Raw genomic sequence first — 24,217 nt, 5'->3', positions numbered from 1 at the left:
CGTTCCCCGGGAAAACTCCGGTGGTGGTGCTCCGCCGCAAGAGTGGTCCGATCATCGGCATCGTTGCCTTGGTTCTTGGCGGCTCAGTGAGCGCTTGGGCTCTCGCGGCACACGCCAGCAGGTCTCCGGTGCCGGACAGAGTGACGGTCGCGATGCTGGTCCTCTTCGGTATGCGGGTCGGTTGGCGAGCCGTTGGTCGGCCACGGGTCGAGGCTCATCCTGAAGGGCTACTGGTCGTCGGCCTGATGGGGCGGAGCTGGATCAGTGCGAGGGATCTCCGTCTGATCTCGACGGAGAACGGGATGACGGTTCTCCTGACGGACGGATACGAGGTGCCCGTGTTCGCCTTCTCGGCCTCGATGCTGGACCGTGGCCGGACCGAGCGGGCAGCTTCGCAGATGCGTGGCGTGCTGAGGAAGGGGTCGGTGGCGCGGGACTCTGCGCCGTCGACCCGTTCTCCGGACTTCACCTGGTTCGACCTGGCCTTCGTGCCGCTGCCGGTTTTGATGCTGTTGTCAGCGGCCGGGGTCTGGGGAACCTGGAGCTAGGCATTTCGGCTGTTCCTTTCGGGGGTGAAGTCCGGAGGCGATGGCCGCCGCACCGCAGAACATACAGCGGCGCGGCGGCCATCGGCTGGTCCCGCCCGTCGACAAGGGCCGCAGGCCGGATCGGCCTCCGGCGCCCTGCCCCTGGCTCCCGCCTCCCGGCTACCGAGCCAGCTCCGCCGACCGCACCGCCCCCGACACCAGGGCAACCCCCACCCCCACGCTCCCGAACACCCCGCACCCGATGAACACCGGTGCCACTCCCCACACCCCGATCGCGGCCCCGACCGCCGGGTAGCTCAGCGGGGCCAGGCCCACCGTGGTGAGCATGACGACCGAGGTGACCCGGCCCAGGTATGCGGGGTCGGCGGCCGTCTGGACGAGGGCGTTGGCCAGGGTGCCGCAGATGCCCATGGCCAGTCCCACGGCCGCGGCCAGCGCCACGGCGTACGGCAGGGTCGGGACCAGGGCGATGGCCGCCGCGCCCGCGCATCCGGCGAGCAGGGTTCCGGTCATCGTCAGCCCGGCCCGGGGGAGTCGGCCGATGACGGTGAGCAGGACGGCCCCTACGGTGGCCCCCGCGCCGAAGCCGCTGACGATCCAGCCGTACCCCGAAGGCCCCCAGCCCCGCTCGCCGTTGAGCAGCAGCATGCCGACGTTGAGGGTTCCGGTGAGGCCGAGCTCGCTGATGGCGGTCACCGCGATGAGCGGGCCGATGAGGCGGTGGCCGCGGATGTAACGGAGACCGCCGAGGAGGTCCTGCCAGGCGTTGCCGGGGGCCGGGTCCGGTGTGTCCCGTACGCCCGGTGCCGATGCCGGTGCCGATGCCGATGCCGGTGCCGTGTCGCCCGTCGCGTCGCCCCGTACGTCCGAAGCCTCGGCCGCCGCCCCCAACGGGCGCAGCCGTACCGCCAGCAGCAGCGGCAGTGACAGCGCGAACAGCAGCCCCGCGGCGGCGAACGCGGCCGACGCGCCGCCCACCCCCATGGCCAGGCCGCCCAGGGGCGGCCCCGCGATCTGGCTGACCCGCATCGACAGCGTACGCATGCCGGTGACGCGGGCCAGTTGGTCCGGGCTCGTGATGCGTGGCGGGAGCGCCCCGACGGCGGGTACGAACAGCGCGTCCACCACGCCGAACGCGAGGGCCAGCGCCACCAGGAGCCATACGGCGGGTGCGGTGACCGCGACCCCGGCCGCCACCGCGAGGATGAGCACGCACCGTACGGCGTCGCTGCCGAGGACGATCCTGCGCAGCCCGAACCGGTCGGCCGCCACGCCACCGCCCAGCATGAGGAGCGCGCGCGGCAGTGCCCCGGCTGCCATGACCAGGCCGACCTCCGTGGGACCGGCGACCTTCTGCGCCGACCAGCCGAGGGCGACGAAGTAGATGCTGTCGCCGATCAGCGAGATGGTGTACGCGGCAAGCCAGCGCAGCACGTTGGCGTCGCGGTGGGCCGGGCGGGGTGGCGCGGCGGGGGTCGGAGCCGGGGCGGGGAGCGGTGCCTTGGGTGGGGCGTTCTCTGCTGTGGACACGGAGTCTCCCTGTGTACGGACCTGGCGGGGGTGAGGGTGAAGGCGGAGGCCGAAGCTCGGGGCGAATCGGGGAGAGGGGGAGGGGGAGGGGGAGGAGGTGAGTCGGGGGCTGACTGGGAGTGAGCCGACGTGGGTTCAGGTCCGGAACGGGAACCCGTACAGATGCACCGACACGTGCTCCCGCCCCTCCGTGTCACCCGTCGCCTGGGCAGCCTTGCTGCGTTCCCTCCACCGCCGCGCGATGACCTGCAACTCGTCGTTCATTTCCGCGAGTTCCGCGGGCGTCAGGTCCATCAGCCACTCCGAACTGAAGGCGGCGTCGGTCCACTCCGCGCCCCAGGCCGCCGTCTGGTCCAGGTAGGTCCGGTACTGAGCGGTCCGGTTCTCGTGGATGCCGCGCGTCACCGTGCCGACAACGGCGGCCCCTTCGGGCGTGTCCGCGAAGTCCGAGCCCCGGAAGCCCCACCCCTGCTCGGACGCCACCTGCCACCACCGCTCACGGCCGTCCGTGCTCCGGCCGCTCGCCTCGGCCACGAACCCGTGCTCGGCCAGCTTGCGCAGGTGGTAACTGACCAGCGACGGCGCCAGATCGGCCTGCTCGGCGAGCTGGGACGCGGTCGCCGTGCCGGCGGTGTACAGCAGCCGGTAGAGCTGCATGCGCAGCGGGTTGGTGAAGGCTTTCAGACGGGAGAGTTCGGTGATCTGCTCGGGCGCGGGCTTCGGAGGCATGCCGTTACCGTAGATGTGAAAGATTAGTTGCGCAATAAGTCTTTCGTATGTGGTCTGTCTGTCTGGAGAGGGCTGTCCTTCGCGGGAACGGCTCCGGCCCCGGTCCTGGGTGGGACCGGGGCCGGAGCCGGAGTGGGGGCGGGCGTCACGCCTTGGCGGAGAACCAGCTGGTGCAGCCGTGGTTCGTGCTGCCCTTCTTGATGCAGGCACGAAACTGGATCTTGGTGCCTTCCTTGAGGTTCTTCGTCTTCTTGACCTCGGAGGGAGCCGTCTTGCCCTTGGTGTTGATGTTGATGATCGTCTTGCCGGTCGAGACCTGCTTGACCTGCCCCACGACGTAGTAGCCGTCGCTGCGCTTGTCGTTGATGTACAGCGTGTCGCCGGTCCAGATGCCCACCAGCGGATCGGCGGCCCACGTGACCGCGCCGATGTTGTGCGGGTGGTGGTACAGCTGGAAGGACCTGGAGCCGTCCTTCTTCAGGTTCTCCTTGAGTGCCGTCTCCTTCCACGTGAGCTTGGGGGCTGCCTGCGCGGCGGGCGCGGTCAGGACGGAGCCGGACAGGGCGAGGCCGATGACAGCGGCGACAGCGGCTGTACGGCGGCGGACGTTCGAACGCGGCATGCTTTTCCTCCATGGGTGGCGCCTGCACCGGATGGGCGTCCCTCGCGGTGCCGAGGGTGCGAAGGTGCGAAGGTGTGAAGGCGCGGTGTAAGGAGGCTAGTGGCCGATTTGCGTCCCACCGGCTGGGTTTGGGACATCCCGGGACGGAAGCGTCTCTGACCTGCACAACCGCTGTTGAGGTGGGACGATCCCGGGACGTGGGACGGTGTGCGGGCCTGGCTGGGAGCGATACGGCGGGGGTTCGGTGGCCGAAAGAGAACGACGAGGTCTGCGGCCCCCGCCTCACCTGGGCCCACCTCACCCCGGCCCGTGCCTCCCCCTTCGGGCCCCGTTGAGCCCGGGGGCCAGTTCCCGTATCAGCGGGATCTGTACGGGCGGGTGGTGCCCGCCAAAAATGCGAGGTCGGCCGGGACTCCGGAACCGTACCCTCACCGCATGCCCAGCTTCGCGACACACCGGCAGCGGGTGCACGACACCGTGCGCTCGCCCCGCGCCCGTCATGCCGCGCTGCGTACGTGCGTGGTGGGCTTCGCCGTGTACGGCTTCCGCGCGACCTACCACCACCTCTGCCGCAGCGCCCGGATTCCCGCCCTGCTGGAGTCCGACCCCGAGGCGCTGGTGCGGGCGGTGGAGGAGCTGCACGAGGCCCGGGCGCTGTGGCTGGAGCACGAGTCGGCGTACGTGGCCCGGCGCCGCGGGGAGAAGGCCCTCGGTGGGCGTGGCGTCCCGCAGGCCGGTCCCGACCGCATACGGCACCGGGGCCCAGCCCCGGGCCAGGCCCAGACCCGGGGCCCGGTTCGGGCCCATCCCCTGGGCCCGGCCCAGACCCCGGTTCCGTCCCAGGCCCCGACCCCGGTTCCGGCCCCGACCCCTGTTTCGGCTCCGGGGCGGCTTCAAGCCCGGGGCCCGGAAGGCAGCTTGGCGTACTGCCCCGATCCCGCCCGGCACCCCACGGAACCGCTTCCCGTGGTGGTGGGACGCCTTCTGAACCCCTTGGCGGCGGCGGGAGTTAGGGGCTCGGGATGTCCGGCCTGTGGCCATGACGCCGCCCCGACCCGTTGGCGTACCGCATGGCGCATCCACCGGTTGTGCGCGGCATGCGGCACTGAACTGGCCAGCGAACGGGCCGACTTCAGCAGAGCCGTGGCCGAGGCGCGCGAGGAGCAGTGGCGCCGGATCTGGAGCCGCGAGGAGTGACGGAAGGGGGTGACGGAAGTGGGGCGGAAGGGGGGAAGGGGCGACGGGAGGTGACCGGGCCGCCCCGCCGGTTCGGACGGCCCCGGCGTCGGCGCGTGCGACAGAATGGGGGTACTCGATGGGTGGAGGAGGAGGGGTGTTGGGGTGGGGTATGAACTGCAGGCAGTCATCGCCGAGGACGAGGTACTCCGAGGTGCGGTAAGGGACTTGCCCGTCGCTCGGGTGGCCTCTCTCGGCCAGGGGCTGTCGCTGATGCCGATGACTGACGAGCTCTTCGACGCGGTGACGGACGGTACCGAGGGCCCTCTGGGGTTCTGGCGGCTTCCGGGAGGGTTCGACCAGCGGCTCGCGGAGTGGTCGGCCGCCGGGGCGGTGGCTTATGTGGAAGCCGAGTACTTCGGCGGTGTCGGCGAGCAGCGCGCCGCCGTCTGGGCTGAGGGAGCCGTCGTACTGGGGCCTCTCCAGGTGCGGGAGGGGCAGTCCTTCGGTCCCGCCGGCAGCCCGATCTCGCTGGCCCTCCGGAGGCTGGGCGCGGTGGCTGATCCGCCCGCGGACGAGTTCGTGGCCGTGGGGCTGAACCGCCATCGGCACAGCGAGGACTGGTTGGGGTAGGCGGTGGTTTCCGGCTCCCGCAGCCCAGTGAGGGGCTGAACGATGGATGGACGGACGCGTTCGGGGAGCAGGGCGCCGAGCACCCCGTACACCCCGCCCGTACGTGACCGGCTCAGCCCAGCGTGACGCGGGCGGCGACGGGCAGATGGTCGCTGCCGGTGGCGGGGAGCGTACGGATGTGGCCGACGGTGGCGGACCGGGCCATGACCTGGTCGATCCGGGCCAGTGGAAGGGCGGCGGGAAAGCTGAAGGCGAACCCGCGCTCGGCGGTGTTCAACTGCGAGGTCAGCGGGGACAGTCCGCGATCGTCGACCGTACCGTTGAGGTCCCCCAAGAGGATCACGGTCCTCACGTCCTCGGCCCGGATGATGTCCCCCAGCAGCCGGGCGCTCTCGTCGCGCCGGGAGGAGGCGAGGCCGCCGAACCCGACCCGTACCGAGGGCAGATGGGCCACGTACGCGGCGACCTCCCCGTACGGCGTCCGCACGACGGCCCGCAACCCCCGGCTCCACCCCTCCGCGATGTCCCGAGGCTTGATGTCCACCAACTGGGCTTCTCTGATCGGGTACTTCGACCAGAGCCCCACGGTTCCGTGGACGGCGCGGTACGGATAGTCGGCCCCGAGCTCGTCCTCGTACACGGACAGCGCGGGCATCACCAGCTCCTCCAGCGCAATGAGATCGGCCCCGGCCCGGGCCAGCGCACGGGCGGTCCCCGCCGGATCAGGGTTCTCGTCACTGACGTTGTGCTGTACGACGGTCAACTCCCGCCCTCCGCCTGCCCCGTCGCCCGGCAGGAGCAGCCCGCCGAAGCCCTGCACCCAGACGGCCACCGGCAGAAGCAGGGCCACCAGCGCAACGCCCGACCGCCGCACCAGGGCGACCACCAGCAGCAGTACGACGGCGACCCCGGCCCACGGCAGGAACGACTCCACCAGACTGCCCACCCGCCCGGGGGAGTTGGGGATCGCGCGATGAAGGCCCACCACCCCGGCCACGACGACGGCGAGCCCGGCGACCACCATCCCCTGCCGCCGCCCCGCACCGACGGGAGCCCACCGCTTCGCCGCCCGCGTCACGCCGCCGTCTGCCCGCACCGCCATGCCTTTCCGTCTCGCTGTGCGCCCCGCCTTCCGGAGCGCCTTCCGTCGCGTCTTTCCGTCCGCTTGACCTTGCCTTTCAGGACGAAGAGCCGAGGGGAACGGTTTCCTGCCGAGGGGGAAATACCCCACTGGGGCACCCCCTCCCGGGGGCCTGCGGCTGAGGACGGTTGCTGGTTGACTTGAGACGTGAGCCTTGAGAGGCAGATGGGCCCGAGACATCGCCCATGTGCCGGGCCCCTTCTGAGCATGGTGGTGCGCGATGCCCAAGCTCCTGGTCGTGGAGGACGACGCCGCTTCCGTGCTGGCGCTGCGGGAGCTCCTCACGCGGGGCGGGTACCGGGTGGTGACGGCCGCCGACGGCCGTGAGGCGCTGCGGCTGATGTTCGCGGAACGGCCCGACCTGATGCTGCTGGACCTGATGGTGCCCGAGCTGGACGGCTGGCGGGTCATGGCCCGTGCCCGCGACCTCAGCGATCTGCCGGTCCTGGTCGTCTCCGGCCTGGACGACGTCGAGCACCGGGTGAAGGCGCTGCGGGCGGGGGCCGACGACTATCTGGTGAAGCCCTTCCACTCCGAGGAGCTGCTGGCACGCGTCGAGGCGCTGCTGCGCCGGGCCGGGCACCGGAAGTGGGCCGGTGAGCGGGTCGGGGAGCACCTGCGGCTGGTGCCCGAGCGGCGGGCGGCGGTCTGGTACGGGGGTGAGGCGCGGCTCAGCGAGATCGAGTACGGGCTGCTCCAGCTCCTCGTACGCAACCGTGGCCGGGTCGTCACGGTGAAGCAGCTCCTCACCCGGGTATGGGAGGACGAGGCGGCCATCGGTGGTGACCGGGTCAAGTTCGGGGTCCTCCGGCTGCGGCGGAAGCTGCGTGAGGCGGCGGGGCCCGATGCGCCGGACCCCATCGAGGCGGTACGGGGAGCGGGGTACCGTTTCGTCACCGCGGAGGAAATCGACCAAGAAGGGGACGAAGGTCCCATCGGGCAGGGGCCGAGTGCCCAGGAAAGACGTCCTGAAGCAGGCTGAAACCGCCGGAGCAACCATCGGGCAACCGAACCGCAACGGATGCGGCAACCAGGTTCGGCCAAGCTCCGGAATATGAACGCTCAAGCAGTGGACAGCCGTGTCGCCGTCGTGCTCGGAACCCGCCCCGAGCTGGTCAAACTCGCCGAGCCCATCCGTCTGCTCGGCCCGGCCGCCCGGGTCGTGCACACCGGCCAGCACTACGACGACACGCTCTCCGGCAACTTCCTGGACGAGCTCGGGCTGCCCGAGCCGGAGTACCTGACCGGCGTCGGCGGGCAGCCCCGGGCCGTCCAGGTGGCCGCCGCCCTCGCCGCGCTGGACGAACGGTTCGCCGCCGAGCCGCCGCGCGCCGTGATCGTCCAGGGCGACACCAACGCGGCCCTCTCCGGCGCCCTCGCCGCTAACGCCCGCTCGATCCCGCTCATCCACGTCGAGGCGGGCCTGCGCAGCCATGACCGCGCGATGCCCGAGGAACACAACCGGGTGGTCATCGACCGGCTGGCCGACATCCTGTGCGCGGCGACCCCGGAGAACCGGGAACTGCTCCTCGCCGAGGGCGTCCCGGACCACCGCATCGAGGTCACCGGCAACACAGTGGTGGAGGCGGTCCACGAGCACCTTCCCCCGCAGCCCGAGCGGACCCGCCTCCTCGCCGGCCTGGGCCTGACCCCGGACGCGTACGTCCTGGCCACCATCCACCGCCCGGAGAACACCGACGACTCCGCCGTCCTGGCCACCGTCCTGCGCGAGCTGGCCGCGATCGGCCGCACCCTCCCCGTGGTCCTCCCCCTCCACCCGCGCACCCGCGCCCGGATCGAGGCCGCCGGCCTGGGCCCGCTCCTGGACGGGATGACGGTGCTCGCCCCGACCGGCTACGGCACCTTCCTCGCCCTGGCCCGGCACGCCGCGCTCCTGGTCTCGGACTCCGGCGGCATCCAGGAGGAGACCACCGTCCTCGGCCGCCCCCTGGTCGTGGTCCGCCGCTCCACCGAGCGCCCCGAGGCGTTCGCGGACTTCGCCGACCTGGTGGAGCCCGGCCCCGCCATCGGCACCGCGGCCCGCCACCGGCTCGCCGAGGGAGCCCGGGGCCTGCACCGCCTGGGAACCCTGCCCAGCCCGTACGGCGACGGCACCGCCTCCCGCCGCATCGTGGACCTGGTCACCCGCCTGCCCCAGCACCGGTCCCCGCTGCCGGCCCCGGCCCCGGAACCCACGCTGGTGGCAACGGCCGCCTGAGGCCGGCCCCGTCCGCCCACTCGCTCCACTTCGCCGTACGCGTACGGCGCCACGCGCGGTCCGATGCTGCGCTGTGCCGTTACGGGGCGACGCACGGCTCGCCCTCCCGTACGGGACCACGGGCGGCCGGGCGGTATGCCGTACGGGACGGGACGACGCCCGGTCGGGCGCGATGCCGTACGCGCCCACGCCCGATCCGGCGCTGTGCCGTACGGGACGACGTACGGCACTCCGCTCCGTACGGCCAAGGCATCAGACCTCACCCCCCGTCTCCCTCCCCTTCTCCCCCTCCCCCTGGAGTCTTCGTTGGCCCCTCACCTCTTCCTCTATGTCTTCCCCTTCCTCCTGCTCGGCGGCTTCCTCGTCTACTGGGCGGGCTCCCGGCACGCCTACTTCCGGCGTCAGCCCACCGAGCAGGGAGATCCCACCGCGTGGGACTGGCACTTCTTCGTGCCCTGCCGGGACGAGGAGGCCGTGATCGCGACGACGGTCGACCGGTTGCGGACCGACTTCCCCGCCTCGCACGTCTGGGTCATCGACGACGCCAGTGACGACCGTACGGGCGAGATCGTGGCCGCCCTCGCCGCGGAGGACCCGAGGATCAGGCTGGTCACCCGGCGTCGGCCCGAGGCCCGCATCGGGAAGGGCGCGGCGCTCAACGCCGCCTACGACGCGCTCGACGCACGGCTGGGCGAGGACGCGGACCGTTCGCGGGCGGTCGTCTGCGTGGTGGACGCCGACGGCAGGCTGTCGCCGGACGCCCTGGCGTACGTGAGCGGCCCGGACGGGTTCGGTGACCCGGAGATGGGCGGCGTACAGATCGGCGTACGGATGCGGAACGTGGACGACGAGCGCCCGCGGCCCGACCGTGGCCGGGTCGTCAACGCGTACGCGCGGCTGCTGATCCGGATGCAGGACGCGGAGTTCGCGGTGTCCAACACGGGGATGCAGCTGCTGCGGTGCCGGACCGGTTCGGTCGGCCTCGGCGGCAACGGCCAGTTCACCCGCCTCTCCGCGCTCGACCGGATCGCCGCCGCCGAGCGCCGCCCCTGGAAACAGGACGCGCTCCTGGAGGACTACGAGCTGGGCCTGCACATGCGGCTGGCCGGATACCGGGTCACCCACATCGCCGACACCTGGGTCACACAGGAGGCGCTGCCCTACACCCGGCGCTTCCTGACCCAGCGCACCCGCTGGGCCCAGGGCAACATCCAGTGCGTGCGGTACGCGACCCGCATCGTCGGCTCGCGCCACTACCGGGCCCAGGGCGTCATGGAGTCGCTCTACACCTTCTTCCAGCCGATCGCCCACCTCGCGGTCCTCGTGCTGACCGTGGTGCTCGTCTCCGTCCTCGTCACCGGCTTCGCCGCCGGCGCCGTCCTGTTCGCCGCCTGGCCGCTCGCGCTGGCGCTCGGCACCCTGTCGATCGTGCCGTTCCTGCTCTGGGGCCCGGTCTACCGCCGTGAGTTCGCCCCGGACCGCTCACGCGCCGCCGGAGTGCTGTGGGGCATCACGCTGTGGCTGTACGCCTACCACCTGTTCATCGTCTCCGCCCGAGGCTCCGTACGACTCGTACGCGGCCGGACCGGCTGGGCGAAGACCCGCCGCAACGCGGAGACGGCGGTGGCCGGGCCTACCGCTACAGAGAGCTGAGCAGATGCGGGGCTCGCAGAGAACGTTGTCACCATGGCGGCGGTGCACTGGGGGGCTCTTCTGCTGGATGTCGGGACAGCGAGCGGCCCCGCCCGTGTGCCGTTGGGGCACGCGGACGGGGCCGCTCCGGGGAGGCGAGGCGTGCCGCTAGTCGTCGTTCTTCGGCGGCAGCACGAACCCTCGTGTCGGGCCGCTCTGCCTCTTGGGGGCAGGGTCGGGGGTGGACGTCGGAACCAGCGCTGCCAGTGCTGCCAACGCGTCCGCAGTGACGTCCTTGCGTGATTCCGGGTTGGCCTGGTCGAACACACGCCAGGGGCCCGTCAGGTTCTCGGGGTTCTCCGGGGCGACGACGCCGGGAATTCCGAACCGTCGCAAAACGCTGTCGACTTGGCGGGCCTGTTCCGCGTCCATGTGATCACCTTCCGTTGAGTGCGGGGGAGGTCAGTTTCCGCCCCCGCCCCCGCCGTGAGTCGCGCAGTTACCTGGGCGGATCGTGCCGCAGCCACTGCCGCTACTGCACCCCGTGTGCTGACACCGCGCCGCCACACCCACCAACGCCTTGGTGGGACCCGTCCAGAGATCCACGTCTGGCGCGTACCCGGCCTGCTCGATGGTTGCCATGGTGCGCGTGAGGACGTGCTCGTCGTAGCGACCGGAGTCGGGGCGCTCGGGGTAGTGGTGGACAAAGTGGCCGAGCCCATCGCACAGCGTGGCGTACAGCTCCGTGTGCAGGATCAGAGAGTGCCAGCCTTCATCGACCACCTTGGACGGGGCGATGCGGACCGTGGGGAATTGCGCGGCGGCGTGAACGAACTTCAGCGCCTCCGCGACGATCCGGGAGGCCGTACCCTCGTCCATGCCGGGGTTGTTGTCCGTGACCGTTGCGACAACACCCCCCAGCCCTTCGGGGGTGAGCAGCGCACGTGCGTCTCGCATGTCGTTGCCTTCCTGTTGTGGTTGACCCGCTCCGTCCGTCGTCCTGTCCAGGGGTGAGATCGGACGGAGCGGGGCCCTGCTTCGTGCTTGCACTAGGCAACAGTCTGGACACGGAGAGCGGTACTGTTAGAGGGAGGGGCAGAGTTAAGAGCGTTTAGCAGCCGCAGCACAGGAGTTGGGGCCAGTGAGCACACGTCAGCCGAACGCCGGTTTAGGTCAGCTCTTCCGTGAGAGCGGGTGGACCATGCGACAGTTCGCCCAAGCTGTAAACCGCCTGGGGACGGAAATTGGATCTCCACTGAAGTACCAACAGGCGTCCGTGCACCAGTGGTTGAGCGGGCACCTGCCGCGCGAGGCGGTCAGACCTCTGATCCTCGAGGCGCTCGCGCGCAGGCTTAACCGGCCCGTCACGCGTGAGGAAGCTGGTTTTCCGGCGGTCTCGGAATCATCTGAGCAGTCGACGACGGTGGAACAGCTAATCGACCTCGGGAGGCAAGATATGGACCCATCGCGACGAAAGATCTTAGCGGCGGGCATGTATTTAGCGGCGCTAAGTGTGCCCGCCTTCTCCGCTCTGGCCGGTGTGGCGAGTGCTGCTGATCGAGACCGCCTTACTCGCCCCTCTGGTCGCATTGGGTCTGGTGAGGTCGAAACAGTTCGTCGAATGACGGATAAGATCGCAGAAATCCTCGACGAATTAGGCGGTGGGCATGCGCGGCCGATGGCTGCTGCCTTCCTGGTCAACACGGTAGCGGGGTACCTGCACGCTGACGCGTCGGAGAAGGTTCACCGCGACATGCTCTCGGCCGCATCTGACCTGACATACCTGACTGGGTGGATGGCCATGTACGAGCGGGCGCATGGGCTGGGGCAGACCTACTACCTGCGCGCCTTGGACCTGGCCCGCGAGTCAAGCGACCAGCTGACCTACTCCCGAACTCTTCGCGGCATGAGCCTCCAAGCCTCCCACCTGCGTCACGGACAGAAGGCGCTGGAGTACGCCGACTCAGCGGCAGAAGCAGCGCCCCAAGCTAGCCCGCGCCTTACTGCCTTCTTGAGGGGGCAACAGGCTCATGCGTCCGCCATGGTTGGAGATCGCCGGGGGGCTATGCAGCGGCTCAAAGAAGCAGAGTCGGCGCTGAGCCAAGCCGACTCTCGGCGTGATGCAGTGGGTGGCTATGATCAGGCCGCCTTTCTGTTTCATCTCTCGCACGTGCATTACGAAACGCGAGACATCGAGAACTCGATCAAGGCGCTTCGGCGTTCCATCCGAGTCATGTCTCCACTGGAAAGGCAAGGCAGGCTGCACGCCCATGCGGTGCTCGCCCAGAGGCAGCATGAAATCGGACACCTTGAGGAGTCGTGCACGTCGTGGGAACGCTTCCTCGATGATTATGAAGCGCTGTCAACTGCGCGAGGTGATGAGCACTTCGACAAGCTACGCGCTCTCAACGCGCCCCGGCAGTCCCCTGTAGCTCGAAGGCTTCAAGATCGAATCCATGCAGTAGCGAAGCTGAAGGCGGCGTAACTCGTCTTTCCGGCCCCACTTCCCTGGTTGCGGGCGGGTGTGGAGGGGTGGCCTGTCGGTAGACAGTCTTGAAACGCGCCACGGAAGGGTTGGCGCGGTAGCGGACAGCCACCAGCAGTACCCGGTCCCTCCAGCGGCAGCGCCACGGACCGTCGCCTGGCCCACTGCTGTGCTGTCGAGTAGACCTTCGCCCGCTTGAAGGGTGCGGGACAGCCTTTAGCCAGCAGCGATGGCCGAGTAGGTCAAGACATCGGCCGGAATCTGCTGGAAGAGCTTCCACTCAATCGCCATGGGATTGCTGCCCGTGTGCTTGACGTACTCCGCCGGCCCCATGAGCATCCACGGCTGAGGGCCTCCGATATCCGTCTTCTTGTATCGGCGCACAAAGAGAAGGATGTGCGTGCCCTTCTCCTTGTGGGTCTGATAGCGAACCCCTGTGGGGGACTTCTCCGATGTCTGGTTCTGCGACTCCCAATGGAAGAGGAAATCGTTGAGGGCGTAGTCCTTGTAGCGAGTCTCGGGTGAGAAGTCCTTCTCGTCCTTCTCAAGCGTGACGAACAGGGCATCGGTCTGGATGTTCTCGCACCACTTCACCCCCTCGCGGAAGTGCCCCGGCTTGAATCCGTCCACGGCGGCTTGGCCCAGTGCAGGGAGGATCTCTTCGCGGCTGTAGGAAGCGTGGATGGTCAGCGGGATGGCGGCGTGCGTCCCGAGGAGCGGTACTGGAACGTGGTCGGCTCGCTCTAGGGCATGGGCGAGCACTTGGCGCAGCTCGTCACGGAACGCGTGCTGATGGCGGAGCGAGTCCAGCCCGGCTTGGTAGCTGGAGAAGCCCTCTCCCAACGGCCAGAGCGAGAAGAAGAACATGCGGGCGTAGCCCTGTTCCTGTTCGCTGAGTTCGTCGTAGGGAGGGGCATCATCGGCTAGCAGTTTGCTGTAGGCCGCAACGCGCAGTGGGTCGTCGACATGAAGGAAGGCGGAGACCCGCTTGAGGAGAGGCTGCTCGCCTTCAGGGCCGACCGCGTCCATGAGCTTCGCTCGGCGCAAGAGACCCGTCCATGAGTTTCCGTTGCCACGGTAGAGCTCTTTGAGTTCCCGGCCGCTCTCTTTGAGGAAGTCCGCGAGGCGCGGTGTCGCGTAGGAAGCGACCTCGCGGGCCAACTGCGTGACGTTGACCGCGATCTGCGTGCGGATGTTGTCAATGATCCGTTCCTTGGCCTTTGTCTCAAGGATGATCTGGCAGCCAGATGGCAGTTGCGGGAAGTCTTGCTCGATGTTGTTGAGGAGGCGGTTACGGGTCAGGTTCGTCAGGGCGCGGAACTGCTCCTCGAAGCGGAACTCCTTGCGGTGCTGGCCGATGAAGTCCAAGACCGTGAGGACGGCTTTGTCCTCCGTGCGTCGCAAGCCACGGCCCAACTGCTGAAGGAAGACGGTGGCGCTGGAGGTAGGGCGCAGGAGGAGCAAGGTGTCGACGTCGGGGATGTCGAGCCCCTCGTTGAACAGGTCGACGGAGAAGATGACTTGGAGCGCTCCGGAGCGCAGGTCGTCAAGTGCGGTTTTGCGATCGTGCGATGGAGTCTCGCCGGACAGGGCGACAGCGTTCAGCCCCGCGCGTTGGAAGAAGTCAGCCATGAAGTGCGCGTGTGCGACTGATACGCAGAACCCCAGGGCGCGCATGGAGCCGGGGTCGGTGACCTTGTCCTTTACTGCCTGCACCACAAGTCGAGCTCGTGCGTTGTTGCCCGTGAATAGATTGCTTAGCGCCGTGGAGTCGTAGGCTCCGCGCTTCCATGTGACAGCGCTCATGTCCGTGTTGTCGGTGACACCGAAGTAGTGGAAGGGGCTGAGGAGCTCGTTCTCCAACGCCTCCCAGAGCCGCATCTCCGCCGCGATCCGGCCATCGAAGAACTCGTCCTGGATGTTCAATCCATCCATGCGTTCCGGGGTGGCTGTCAGGCCCAGAAGCTCTTGGGGCCGGAAGTGGTCCATGATCTTGCGATAGGTGGGTGACGTGCCGTGATGGAACTCGTCGATCACGATCACATCGAAGTGGTCGGGGGCGATGCGATCCAGAGCCTGCGCGGTGAGTGACTGGACACTGGCGAACACGTGGTTCCACCGATGGGGGATCTCGCCACTGAACAGCAGCTCGCCGAAGTTCGCGTCGATGAGGACGTTCTGGTAAACGCGCAAGGACTGTTCAAGGATTTCCTTGCGGTGCGCTACGAAGAGCAGGCGCGGGTCCCGCCCCAGTGTCTGGCGTAGGCGCTTGTAGTCCAGTGCCGCCATGACGGTCTTCCCGGTCCCCGTAGCTGCGACGAGGAGATTCCGGTGGCGATCGTGCACGGTGCGTTCGACTTCGAGGCGTTCGAGCATGTCCCGTTGGTGGGGGTACGGGCGGACCTCTAGGCCGGAAAGGGTGATGCTCGTAGATCCGGGACGGCCGCTGCCACCCGCACGGGACAAAGCGTCGTCTAGCCGCTGTGCGTCCTTGTCAGGGTCGTACGACTCGAAAGCGGGCTCACTCCAGTAGGCGTCGAAGGTCGCCTCGAACTTGCGGATCACTGAAGGCGTTGCGACGGAGGAGAGGCGGACGTTCCACTCGAGCCCGTCCAGGAGCGCAGCTTTGGAGAGGTTCGAGCTGCCGACGTACGCCGTGTCAAAACCGCTGTCACGCCGGAAAAGCCATGCTTTGGCGTGGAGGCGCGTGGACCGGAGCTCGTAGTTAACTTTCACCTCGGCGCCAAAGTCCCGCACCAGCCGGTCCAGAGCGCGGCGTTCGGTCGCGCCGATGTAGGTCGTCGTGAGTACGCGGATGGGAATGCCGCGCTCGCGCGCCGACGACAGAGACTTCTCCAGGACGCGAAGCCCGTGCCATTTCACGAATGCGCAGAGGAGGTCGACGCGGTCAGCTGTGGCCAGCTCGGCGCGCAGCTCGAATCCCAGGCTGGGGTCCTCGGGAGCGTTCGTGATGAGTGCCGTCTCGGACAACGGTGTGGCTGGGCGTATGGCGTAGACGCCTGGAGCTTCCTGTTCCGCGACGGCTAGCAGTTGGCGCGGCCCATCGGTGACGAGATCGACCCACTCTGTCGCACCTTCGATCGTGTTGAGCGATTCCAGGATGTGATTGGCCGCAATCACCTGTTCGGCAGGGGAGAGGCCCTGGAGTACCTGCCGCACGGTGGCGCCGATATGGCGAGAGAGCACGTGAGGCGCCGATTCCGTACCGACCGACGCGTCGATGGAGCGCCAGCCCGTGGAGTCGAGCTGCTTCATCCGTTCAGCGAGCCGATGGGTGATGAGCGATTCATAGAGCCCAGCAACTGGTGCTTCGTCCGACATGTTGTTGGGCATGTCCCGCGTCCCCCTCATTTGGCTGCGTACTGCATGTGCAGTTGTATCAAGGAGGAGTGACAGGTGGGTTGAGAGTGCGGGTAATGGCTACGGAAAGTGGCAGGGGCCGCCTCTGTAGAACGTGGTCGGCGGCCCCTGCCAAGGGCGTGAGGCAGTAGTCACCCGCCCCCGTGGCACCCCCCGTAAGCCTCCCCCGACCCGCACCAGCAGGCGGCCGTGCGGGACGGGGGCCAGGGGGTGGCGCGGCCTCGGGCGGCGAGGGTGGTGGCGTACTGGGGGAGGAGGGCGGGGGTGGTGGGGGAGGTGGCTTCGGAGGCGGCGAATGCCTCGTACGAGGGGACCGTGCCCGTGACGATGCCCAGGTTCGGGGTGCCCGCCGCGTGCAGGTCGCGCAGGGATGCCTCCAGGCGGGACAGGTGGGTGGCGCGGTCCACGTACTCCTCGGTCAACTCGGGGTACGCCGTCAGCAGTTCGCGGAGTTCCTGCTCGGGCCAGTGCAGCACCGCCACCGGGAACGGGCGGGACAGCGCCGTACGGTACGTGCCCAGCTCCGCGCGCAGGCGGGTGATCTCCGCCTTCAGCTCCGCCGGGTCCGAGGAGCCCAGCGACCACAGGCGCTTCGGGTCGTGGAGTTCGTCCAGGGGGACCGGGGCCGTGTTCAGCGCGCCGGCCAGTTCGTCCCAGGTGTCGTGGGGCAGGGCGAGGAGGCGGCGGACCCGGTGGCGGCCGGTCAGCAGGGACTGCGTCGCGTACGGGACCTCCTCGCCGGGGGCCAGCAGCAGGGTCAGCGCGGTCGAGAAGAAGTCGTGCGCCGACTCCAGCTCGTCGTGCGCCTCCAGGGTCTCGGCGGCGACCTGCCAGGGCGCCGCGTCCAGGGGGCCCGCGGCGCGGATGCCCTCGATGATCGCGCGGGCCTCGGCCTCGTGCCCGTACTCCCAGAGGTTGGCCGCTTTCAGGGCCTTGATCAGGTGCGGGTTGTCGACGGTGGACTCGGGGGCGGCGAGCAGGTCGTCGTAGAGCGTGCTCGCGCGGGCACGGTCACCGGCGAGTTCCAGATGGGCCGCGGCCTGGAGGACCAGCGGTTCCTGGTCCTCGGGGTACTGCGCCGCGGTGCGCAGCAGGCGCTCGGCTTCGGTGGTGTGGTCAGCAGGCGTGTCGGGGCGCATGGACCACACGGTACTGGTGGAGGGCGGCGGTCGGGGGAGAGGTGGGAGGAGACCCCGGACACCGTCCCGGGGTGGGGGCCGGGGAGGGGAGGTGGGTGTGGGGGCGTGAGAGGTGGAAGCGGAACGGGGGATATGTGTGGAGAGTTGAGGGGTTTCGCTCTATCGTGCCCGCCGTGTCGCAGCCCGGGGTGGAGCCGAAGCCGGGGCGGAACGGGGGCGGAGTGCGCATGGGCGTGGGGCGGACGCGGAGGAAGCCGGCGGCCTCCGTGGCCGAGGGCTTCACCGTGCGGTCCCCGCGGCTCCGTGGGCGGGGTCTTCTCGCGCGGGGGCTGTGGGTCTCCGCCGAGCTCGTCGTCACCCTCGGGGTCGTTCTTCTCCTTCTCGTCGCCCACCAGCTGTGGTGGACCAACCAGCTGGCCCGCGAGGACGCCGGGCGTACCGTCCAGGCCCTCCAGCGGGAGTGGGGCCAGCCCTCCCCACCCGTCGAGGAGGGTGGTGAGGTCCGTGCTGTTGGCGGTGGTGGTGAAGAGTCGGCCTTGGGGGGCTCGGGTGCGTCCTCCGGTTCCGTCGGTTCCGCGCCTTCCCGCGGTCCCGCCCCGTCCGCCCGCACCTCCCCCCGCTGGGACCACGCCTACGCCGTCCTGCGCATCCCCCGCATCGGCCTCACCGCCCCCGTCGCCGAGGGCACCGACAAGGGCGGCGTCCTCGACCGGGGGTACGTCGGGCACTACTCCCGTACGGCCCAGGCCGGGCAGGCCGGGAACTTCGCGCTCGCCGGGCATCGCAACACCCACGGCGAGCCCTTCCGGCGCATCGACCGGCTGCGGCCCGGCGACCGGATCACCGTGGAGACCAGGGACGCCGTGTACACGTACACCGTCGACAAGAGCCTCGCCCGGACCGCGCCCTCCGACAGCGGGGTCATCGCGCCCGTCCCGCGCAGCAACATCACCACCTCCGCCGGGTACAGCGAACCCGGGTACTACCTGACTCTCACCACCTGCACCCCCGAGTTCAGCTCCCGTTACCGCCTCATCGTCTGGGGGAAACTCACCGCCATGCGCCCCCGATGAGCCGTACGCCCCCGATGAGCGAAGCCCCCGGTGAGCGAAGCCCCTGGACACAACCGGGCCCGCGCCGATCATCGTGTATAACGAATGGAGTGCCTGCCGGGAGTCACCGGTGCGGAGTACGGAGAGACGCAAGAGACGGAACGGAGAGGAGGCGACGCCGATGCGCGACGCCGACCGTCTGCGCTCCGCCTTCACCCGGCTGCTCCGGCCCGCCGCCCTCCTGGTCCTCCTCCTCGCCGAGATCCTCCTCGCCGAGGGCGGCGGCCTCTCCGCCGCCGTCGCGCTCGCCGCCACCGCCGCGGCCGGTTCCGCACTCCTCGCCTGCTCCGTCATCAGCGCCCGCTGCGCGGCCCCGGTGCCCCGCACCCGGGTCCGTACTGCCATCAGGGACCGGGAGAAGCGCACCGCCTTCCTGCCCCAGCGCGATCCCGACGCCCGGGGGCGGACCAGGCCCCGGGCGCCCGGGTACGGCCTTCCGACGGCCGCCGTCGCCGCGTAGGGCGCTCCCGCACTCCACCTCGTAAGCCCTGAAAGCACCCCGGAGCGCCCTCCCGCGCCGGTCGTCCTGCCGCGTACCGAAGCACCGCGTACCGAAGCACCACGTGCGTGTACGTACCTCTCCCGGCACGACGAGACCCCCGGAGGGCTCACCCATGTCCGCCTTCATGTCCGCTTTCGCGAACCTGGTCGGCTCCCTCGCCGATCTGCTCCAGCCGCTGTTCCACGGCGCGTCCACCGCCGCCGCGATCGTCCTCTTCACCGCCCTTGTACGGCTCGCCGTCCACCCCCTCTCGCGGGCCGCCGCACGCGGGCAGAAGGCCCGGACCCGGCTCCAGCCGCAGATCGCCGAGCTCCGCAAGAAGCACGGGAAGAACCCCGAGCGGATGCAGAAGGCGATCATGGAGCTGCACGCCGCCGAGAAGGTTTCGCCGCTCTCCGGCTGCCTGCCGAGCCTGCTCCAGATGCCCGCCTTCTTCCTGCTCTACCACCTCTTCTCCAGCGGCTCCATCGGCGGCGAGCCCAACGCGCTCCTCAGCCACGACCTCCTCGGCGCCCCGCTCGGCGGGCGCTGGCACGACGCCCTCGGGGCGGGCGGGGTCCTCGGGGCGCACGGGCTGGTGTACCTCGGGCTCTTCGCGCTCGTCCTCGCCGTCGCCACCTTCAGCTACCGGCTCACCAAGCGGCAGATGGCCGCCAACCCGATGACCCCCGCCACCGGCCCCGACGGGCAGCCCGTGCCCGGGATGGGCGCGATGGTGAAGATGATGCCGCTGCTCTCGTTCGCCACCCTGATCACCGTGGCCGTCGTCCCGCTCGCCGCCGCCCTGTACGTCGTCACCACGACTGCCTGGAGCGCCGTCGAGCGGGCCTGGCTCTACCGGGACCTGTACCGGGACGCGGGCATGAGCACGGACACGGACACGGCCGGACCGGGCGGCGCCATGGCCAAAGCGGCGTAGTCCCGTCGTCCGGTGCGCCGGTCCAGTGTGTGAACGGGGTCTTGCGGAGTGATCCGGGCTCTTGGAGGATCAGACAAGTTCTTCGTCGGCCCGCACCCCGCCGAAGGGCCCCACCTCGAACAAGAGGAGTTGGACCGTTGAAGCTGCTTCGAGTCGGTACGGCGGGCGCGGAGCGCCCCGCACTTCTCGACCGGGACGGGATTCTGCGTGATCTGTCGGGGATCGTTCCCGACATCGACGGCGATCTGCTCGCCGACGCCTCGACCCTCGACCGGGTACGGGCAGCCGCCGGCACCCCCGGTGTGCTGCCCGCTCTCGATCCGGCGGGGCTGCGCGTCGGGCCGCCGCTGGGGCGCATCGGCAAGATCGTGTGCATCGGGCTGAACTACCACGACCACGCCGCCGAGACGGGGGCGGACATCCCGGCGGAGCCGATCCTGTTCTTCAAGGCCCCCGACACCGTCGTCGGGCCCGAGGACACCGTGCTCGTACCGCGCGGCAGCCGCAAGACGGACTGGGAGGTCGAACTCGCCGTCGTCATCGGCCGCACCGCCCGCTATCTCGGCTCGGCGGAGGAGGGGCTCGCCCATGTCGCCGGGTACGCCACCGCCCACGACGTCTCCGAGCGCGAGTTCCAGATCGAGCGCGGCGGCACCTGGGACAAGGGCAAGAACTGCGAGACGTTCAACCCGCTGGGCCCCTGGCTCGTCACCGCCGACGAGGTGCCCGACCCGCAGGCCCTCCCGCTGCGGCTCTGGGTCAACGGCGAGCTGAAGCAGGACGGCACCACCGCCGACCAGATCTTCCCGGTGGGTGAGGTCGTCCGCTATCTCAGCCACTTCATGACGCTCTACCCGGGCGATGTGATCAACACCGGTACGCCCGCCGGGGTCGCCATGGGGCAGCCCGATCCGAAGCCGTACCTGAAGGCGGGGGACGTGGTGGAGCTGGAGGTGGAGGGGCTGGGGCGGCAGCGCCAGGAGCTGAAGGACGCGTAAACCTCGCCGGTGTACGTGTACGGGGGCGGTGAACCTCGCCGGTGTACGTGTGCGTGTACGGGGTCGGTCAACCTCGCCGGTACGTGTACGGGGCGGTCAACCTCGCCGGTGTACGTGTACGGGGCGCTCCCGGCCCCGTACACGTACGCCCCTCACGCCCCCCGCGTCGCCGCGAACTGCTCCAGCGCCTCGACCACCATCGCGTGGTCCTCCGCCTGCGGCAGCCCCGACACCGTCACCGTGCCGATCACGCCCGCGCCCTCCACCGCGATCGGGAACGAACCGCCGTGTGCCGCGTACGTGTCCGGGTCCAGGCGGGACGACTCCTCGAACGTGGTCCCCTTCGCGCGGAACCGGGTGCCGACCAGGTACGAGCTCTCGCCGTACCGCTCGACCACCTTCCGCTTGCGGTCGATCCACGCGTCGTTGTCCGCGCTCGAACCCGGCAGCGCCGCGTGGAACAGCTGCTGCGCCCCGCGCCGGATGTCGATCGCCACCGGGGCGTGCCGCTCCCGGGCCAGCGCCACCAGCAGGCTGCCGAGCACGAACGCGTCGTCGTAGGAGAAGTGCGGGAGCGTGAGCCGGCGCTCCTGGGCGATCAGCTCGGAGATCGTGGGGGAAGAGGTGGTGCTCATGCGGGGTGCTCCTCGTGGGGGAGGTTTCCGGGCAGGGTTACGGTGACGCCTTCGCGGGCCGAGCGGCGCGCCGCCTCCAGGACGTCCAGGGCCGCTGCCGCCTGGAGCGCGGTGACCGGGTTCTCGCCCGTTCCGCGGATCGCGGCGGTGACGGCGGCGTAGTACGCGGGGTAGTCGCCGGGCAGCGTACGGACCGGGGTGCCGCCGCCGGTCAGCGGGGACTCGCCGGAACCGATCCGGCCCCACACCTCCTCGACCTCCTCGCCCCACGGCTCCCCGGCCGCCGGGCGCAGACCGGCGCGCAGGGCCGCCTCCTGCGGGTCCAGGCCGTACTTCACATAGCCCGCCGTCGAGCCGAGCACCCGGAAGCGGGGGCCGAGCTGGGCCGTGGTGGCGCTGACGTACAGGTGCGAGCGGACCCCGTTCGCATGCGTGATCGCGATGAAGGTGTCGTCGTCCGCCGCCGCGCCCGGACGCCGTACGTCGGCCTCCGCGTACACCCGTACCGCCGGTCCGAACAGCACCAGTGCCTGGTCGACGACATGGCTGCCCAGGTCGTACAGCAGCCCGCCGATCTCCTCCGGGTCGCCCGACTCGCGCCAGCCGCCCTTCGGCTGCGGACGCCAGCGCTCGAACCGGGACTCGAAGCGCTGCACCTCGCCCAGCTCGCCGTCGGCGATCAGCGCGGCGAGGGTGCGGAAGTCGTTGTCCCAGCGGCGGTTCTGGAAGACCGAGAGCAGCAGCCCGCGCTCCTCGGCGAGCGCCGCCAGCTCGCGCGCCTCGGCGGCGGTCCCGGCGATCGGTTTGTCCACGACCACGGGGAGACCGGCCTTGAGCGCGGCCGTCGCGAGGGAGACGTGCGTCTTGTTCGGGGAGGCGATCACGACCAGGTCCAGCTCGTCCGCGCGCTCCCACAGCTCGTCCGGCGAGGCGGCGAACCGCACGTCCGGGTGGGCGGCGCGGGCCTCGGCCCGGCGCTCCTCGTTCGCCGTGACGACCGTGTCGAGGACCAGGCCGTCGGTCGCCGCGATCAACGGGGCGTGGAAGACGGAACCGGCCAGGCCGTAGCCGACGAGGGCGACGCGGAGAGGGGCGTTGGCAACCATGTGTTCCACCATGGATTCCACTTAAGCAACGCTGTTGCCAAAGTGCAAGCGACCGGCACAATGGTGTGGTGAAGAGGAGCGAACCGTGAACGGGAGCCTGACGAAGGCCCAGGCCGGAGTCGGCCTGCCCGCCCTGCGCCACCACAACGCCGCACTCGTCCTGGACCTGCTGCGGGAGGCCGGGGCGGAGGGCATCAGCAGGCTGGAGCTCGCCGAGCGCACCGGCCTCACCCCGCAGGCCGTCAGCAAGATCACCGCCCGGCTGCGGGCGGAGGGGCTCGCCGCCGGAGCGGGCCTGCGCCCCTCCACCGGGGGCAAGCCGCGTACGGTGCTCCGCCTCGTCCCCGACGCCCGGTTCGCCGTCGGGCTCCACCTGGACCGCGACGGGCTCACCGCCGTACTGGTCGACCTCGCCGGGCGCTCGGTCGCGTTCACCACCGCCCCGCTCGACTTCGGTGCCCCGGCGGACCGGGTGCTCGCGGACGCGGCGGACGCCGTACGGGATCTGAGCGCGGCCGAACCGCACAAGCAGGTGCTCGGCGTCGGCGTCGCCGTACCCGGTCCGCTCGACCACCGGAACGGCGTGCTCCACCGCGTCACCGGCTTCCCGCAGTGGGACGGCTACCCCCTGCGCGACGCCCTCGCCGAGCGCACCGGCCTCCCGGTCGCCCTCGACAAGGACACCAACGCCGCCGCCCTGACCCTTTCCCTGAGCGAGCCGCCGGGTGACTTCGCCTACCTCCACCTCGGTACGGGGCTCGGCGCCGGCCTCGTCCTGGGCGGCGAGGTGCACCGGGGCGCGCGGACGGGGGCGGGGGAGTTCGGCCACCAGACCCTCCAGCTGGACGGGCCGGTATGCGGATGCGGCGGGCGCGGCTGCATCGAGGCCCTCTGCCTGGCCGCCGAGGCGCGCGGCGACCGGGCGGAGGCGGCCCGGGTGCTGGGCGCGGGCGCGGCGAACCTGGTGGGGCTGCTCGACATCGACCGTGTGGTGCTGGGCGGGCGGACGGTGGCGGCGGACGAGGACGCGTACGTACGGGGGGGTCCGCGCCGTGATCGCGGAGCGGGCCGCGCGGGGCGGCGGCGGGGCCCACGTGTCCGTCACCGTCGCGGCGGGCGGCGACCGGCCGGTCGCGGAGGGCGCGGCACAACTGGTGCTCGCGCCGGTGTTCGGGCGGGTGGGGGAGCGGGGGTAGGGGGGGCAGGGTGCGGGGCGGGTGTTCGGGGCCCAGGTAGCTGGGTTGGTTGGCGTACGGAGGCGAAGTCACTCGCGTACGGAGGTGGAGGCGGGCGCGGAGTCGGGGGCGGAGGCCGGGGTGCGGATCAGCAGGGCGGCGAGCAGGAGAGGGGCCGCCGTCAGGTACGCGACCCATAGCTCACCCCCGGCCGTGCTGCCCTGCCACGCCATCACCAGGGCCGCGGCGCTCGCCACCACCCAGCCGCTGTCGTAGGCGATCATCAGCCGCAGGCAGGTGGCCATCGGGCGGCGGCGGACGTACCTGATCTCGATCCCGCCGCCGATCAGCAGGGCCACGCCCGAGACGGCCATCAACCAGGCGGGCACGCCGAGCGGGTCGCCGAGCCGGGTGTGGCCGAGGACGAAGGCGGCGCCGAGCACCACCTTGAACACGCCGTCGGCAGTGGCTCCCGCAAGCATGGGTGACATGAGTGCTCCTTCTCGACCCTGCGTGCACTTCCGTAATCTGATTAC

The 24,217-nt window shown here is 70.2% G+C and carries 21 protein-coding genes and 2 pseudogenes; 12 read left to right on the top strand and 11 right to left on the bottom strand.

Going from position 1 to position 24,217, the window contains the following annotated elements; translation table 11 throughout:
• Positions 1 to 20: 20 nt before the first annotated feature.
• The gene (locus B7C62_11115; GenBank protein ARF72763.1) at positions 21 to 548 is read left to right on the top strand and encodes a hypothetical protein; all 528 of its coding nucleotides are present in this window, start codon (positions 21 to 23) and stop codon (positions 546 to 548) included.
• A gap of 159 nt (positions 549 to 707) precedes the next feature.
• On the opposite strand, the gene B7C62_11110 is transcribed toward B7C62_11115, so the two are convergent.
• The 3 genes from B7C62_11110 to B7C62_11100 form a co-directional block, all read right to left on the bottom strand.
• Positions 708 to 2,078, bottom strand: a complete 1,371-nt coding sequence (locus B7C62_11110; protein ID ARF72762.1) for an MFS transporter — start codon at positions 2,076 to 2,078, stop codon at positions 708 to 710.
• Positions 2,079 to 2,213: 135 nt separating this feature from the next.
• Entirely contained in the window at positions 2,214 to 2,807 is a 594-nt protein-coding gene (locus tag B7C62_11105; protein ARF72761.1) for a transcriptional regulator, read from the bottom strand.
• Between the two features lie 145 nt (positions 2,808 to 2,952).
• Positions 2,953 to 3,429: a hypothetical protein gene (locus B7C62_11100; protein ARF72760.1), complete on the bottom strand. Its 477-nt coding sequence runs from the start codon at positions 3,427 to 3,429 to the stop codon at positions 2,953 to 2,955.
• Between the two features lie 656 nt (positions 3,430 to 4,085).
• Between B7C62_11100 and B7C62_11095 the strand changes: the two genes are divergently transcribed.
• Together B7C62_11095 and B7C62_11090 are read left to right on the top strand one after the other, a co-directional pair.
• Positions 4,086 to 4,442, top strand: coding sequence for a hypothetical protein (locus B7C62_11095; GenBank protein ID ARF72759.1), 357 nt, complete (start codon positions 4,086 to 4,088; stop codon positions 4,440 to 4,442).
• 289 nt (positions 4,443 to 4,731) lie between these two features.
• Positions 4,732 to 5,238: a hypothetical protein gene (locus tag B7C62_11090; GenBank protein ARF72758.1), complete on the top strand. Its 507-nt coding sequence runs from the start codon at positions 4,732 to 4,734 to the stop codon at positions 5,236 to 5,238.
• A 112-nt stretch (positions 5,239 to 5,350) separates the two neighbouring features.
• Here B7C62_11090 and B7C62_11085 read toward each other — a convergent pair whose 3' ends face one another.
• Positions 5,351 to 6,340, bottom strand: a complete 990-nt coding sequence (locus tag B7C62_11085) for an endonuclease (GenBank protein ID ARF72757.1) — start codon at positions 6,338 to 6,340, stop codon at positions 5,351 to 5,353.
• A 259-nt stretch (positions 6,341 to 6,599) separates the two neighbouring features.
• Here B7C62_11085 and B7C62_11080 point away from each other — a divergent pair.
• From B7C62_11080 to B7C62_11070, 3 genes and pseudogenes are all read left to right on the top strand, one after another.
• Positions 6,600 to 7,361 (top strand): annotated as a pseudogene (locus B7C62_11080) (DNA-binding response regulator).
• A 72-nt stretch (positions 7,362 to 7,433) separates the two neighbouring features.
• Complete coding sequence (locus B7C62_11075; protein ID ARF72756.1) at positions 7,434 to 8,597, top strand: UDP-N-acetylglucosamine 2-epimerase (non-hydrolyzing); 1,164 nt, start codon at positions 7,434 to 7,436, stop codon at positions 8,595 to 8,597.
• Positions 8,598 to 8,903: 306 nt separating this feature from the next.
• Positions 8,904 to 10,250, top strand: a complete 1,347-nt coding sequence (locus B7C62_11070; protein ARF72755.1) for a glycosyl transferase — start codon at positions 8,904 to 8,906, stop codon at positions 10,248 to 10,250.
• 147 nt (positions 10,251 to 10,397) lie between these two features.
• Here B7C62_11070 and B7C62_11065 read toward each other — a convergent pair whose 3' ends face one another.
• The gene (locus B7C62_11065) at positions 10,398 to 10,661 is read right to left on the bottom strand and encodes a hypothetical protein (GenBank protein ID ARF72754.1); all 264 of its coding nucleotides are present in this window, start codon (positions 10,659 to 10,661) and stop codon (positions 10,398 to 10,400) included.
• Positions 10,662 to 10,691: 30 nt separating this feature from the next.
• Positions 10,692 to 11,186 (bottom strand): hypothetical protein, encoded by a 495-nt coding sequence (locus tag B7C62_11060; GenBank protein ID ARF72753.1) that lies wholly within the window; start codon positions 11,184 to 11,186, stop codon positions 10,692 to 10,694.
• A gap of 175 nt (positions 11,187 to 11,361) precedes the next feature.
• Here B7C62_11060 and B7C62_11055 point away from each other — a divergent pair, with 175 nt between their 5' ends.
• Positions 11,362 to 12,714: a hypothetical protein gene (locus B7C62_11055; GenBank protein ARF72752.1), complete on the top strand. Its 1,353-nt coding sequence runs from the start codon at positions 11,362 to 11,364 to the stop codon at positions 12,712 to 12,714.
• Between the two features lie 216 nt (positions 12,715 to 12,930).
• Here B7C62_11055 and B7C62_11050 read toward each other — a convergent pair whose 3' ends face one another.
• Both B7C62_11050 and B7C62_11045 read right to left on the bottom strand, forming a co-directional pair.
• On the bottom strand, positions 12,931 to 16,068 hold the full coding sequence (locus tag B7C62_11050; GenBank protein ID ARF72751.1) for a helicase: 3,138 nt from the start codon (positions 16,066 to 16,068) through the stop codon (positions 12,931 to 12,933).
• Positions 16,069 to 16,226: 158 nt separating this feature from the next.
• Positions 16,227 to 17,234, bottom strand: a complete 1,008-nt coding sequence (locus B7C62_11045) for a preprotein translocase subunit SecA (protein ARF72750.1) — start codon at positions 17,232 to 17,234, stop codon at positions 16,227 to 16,229.
• Positions 17,235 to 17,461: 227 nt separating this feature from the next.
• Between B7C62_11045 and B7C62_11040 the strand changes: the two genes are divergently transcribed.
• The 4 genes from B7C62_11040 (at position 17,462) to B7C62_11025 (ending at position 20,765) form a co-directional block, all read left to right on the top strand.
• Positions 17,462 to 18,307 (top strand): class E sortase, encoded by an 846-nt coding sequence (locus B7C62_11040; GenBank protein ARF72749.1) that lies wholly within the window; start codon positions 17,462 to 17,464, stop codon positions 18,305 to 18,307.
• 160 nt (positions 18,308 to 18,467) lie between these two features.
• On the top strand, positions 18,468 to 18,806 hold the full coding sequence (locus tag B7C62_11035; protein ARF72748.1) for a hypothetical protein: 339 nt from the start codon (positions 18,468 to 18,470) through the stop codon (positions 18,804 to 18,806).
• Between the two features lie 154 nt (positions 18,807 to 18,960).
• Entirely contained in the window at positions 18,961 to 19,767 is an 807-nt protein-coding gene (locus B7C62_11030; protein ARF72747.1) for a hypothetical protein, read from the top strand.
• Positions 19,768 to 19,904: 137 nt separating this feature from the next.
• The gene (locus tag B7C62_11025) at positions 19,905 to 20,765 is read left to right on the top strand and encodes a 2-hydroxyhepta-2,4-diene-1,7-dioate isomerase (GenBank protein ARF72746.1); all 861 of its coding nucleotides are present in this window, start codon (positions 19,905 to 19,907) and stop codon (positions 20,763 to 20,765) included.
• A 152-nt stretch (positions 20,766 to 20,917) separates the two neighbouring features.
• On the opposite strand, the gene B7C62_11020 is transcribed toward B7C62_11025, so the two are convergent.
• Positions 20,918 to 21,400, bottom strand: coding sequence for a hypothetical protein (locus B7C62_11020; protein ARF72745.1), 483 nt, complete (start codon positions 21,398 to 21,400; stop codon positions 20,918 to 20,920).
• The gene (locus B7C62_11015; protein ARF77095.1) at positions 21,397 to 22,506 is read right to left on the bottom strand and encodes an oxidoreductase; all 1,110 of its coding nucleotides are present in this window, start codon (positions 22,504 to 22,506) and stop codon (positions 21,397 to 21,399) included. Before B7C62_11015 ends, B7C62_11020 begins: the two co-directional genes overlap by 4 nt.
• 85 nt (positions 22,507 to 22,591) lie before the next feature.
• On the opposite strand from B7C62_11015, the pseudogene B7C62_11010 reads away from it, so the two are divergent.
• Positions 22,592 to 23,702, top strand: a pseudogene (locus B7C62_11010) (hypothetical protein).
• A gap of 68 nt (positions 23,703 to 23,770) precedes the next feature.
• On the opposite strand, the gene B7C62_11005 reads toward B7C62_11010, so the two are convergent.
• The gene (locus B7C62_11005; protein ARF72744.1) at positions 23,771 to 24,172 is read right to left on the bottom strand and encodes a hypothetical protein; all 402 of its coding nucleotides are present in this window, start codon (positions 24,170 to 24,172) and stop codon (positions 23,771 to 23,773) included.
• Positions 24,173 to 24,217 lie beyond the last annotated feature (45 nt).

Origin of the sequence: Kitasatospora albolonga, from assembly GCA_002082585.1 — a bacterium.
Lineage (GTDB): Bacteria > Actinomycetota > Actinomycetes > Streptomycetales > Streptomycetaceae > Streptomyces > Streptomyces stephensoniae.
This window is presented reverse-complemented; position numbering and strand designations above follow the sequence as displayed.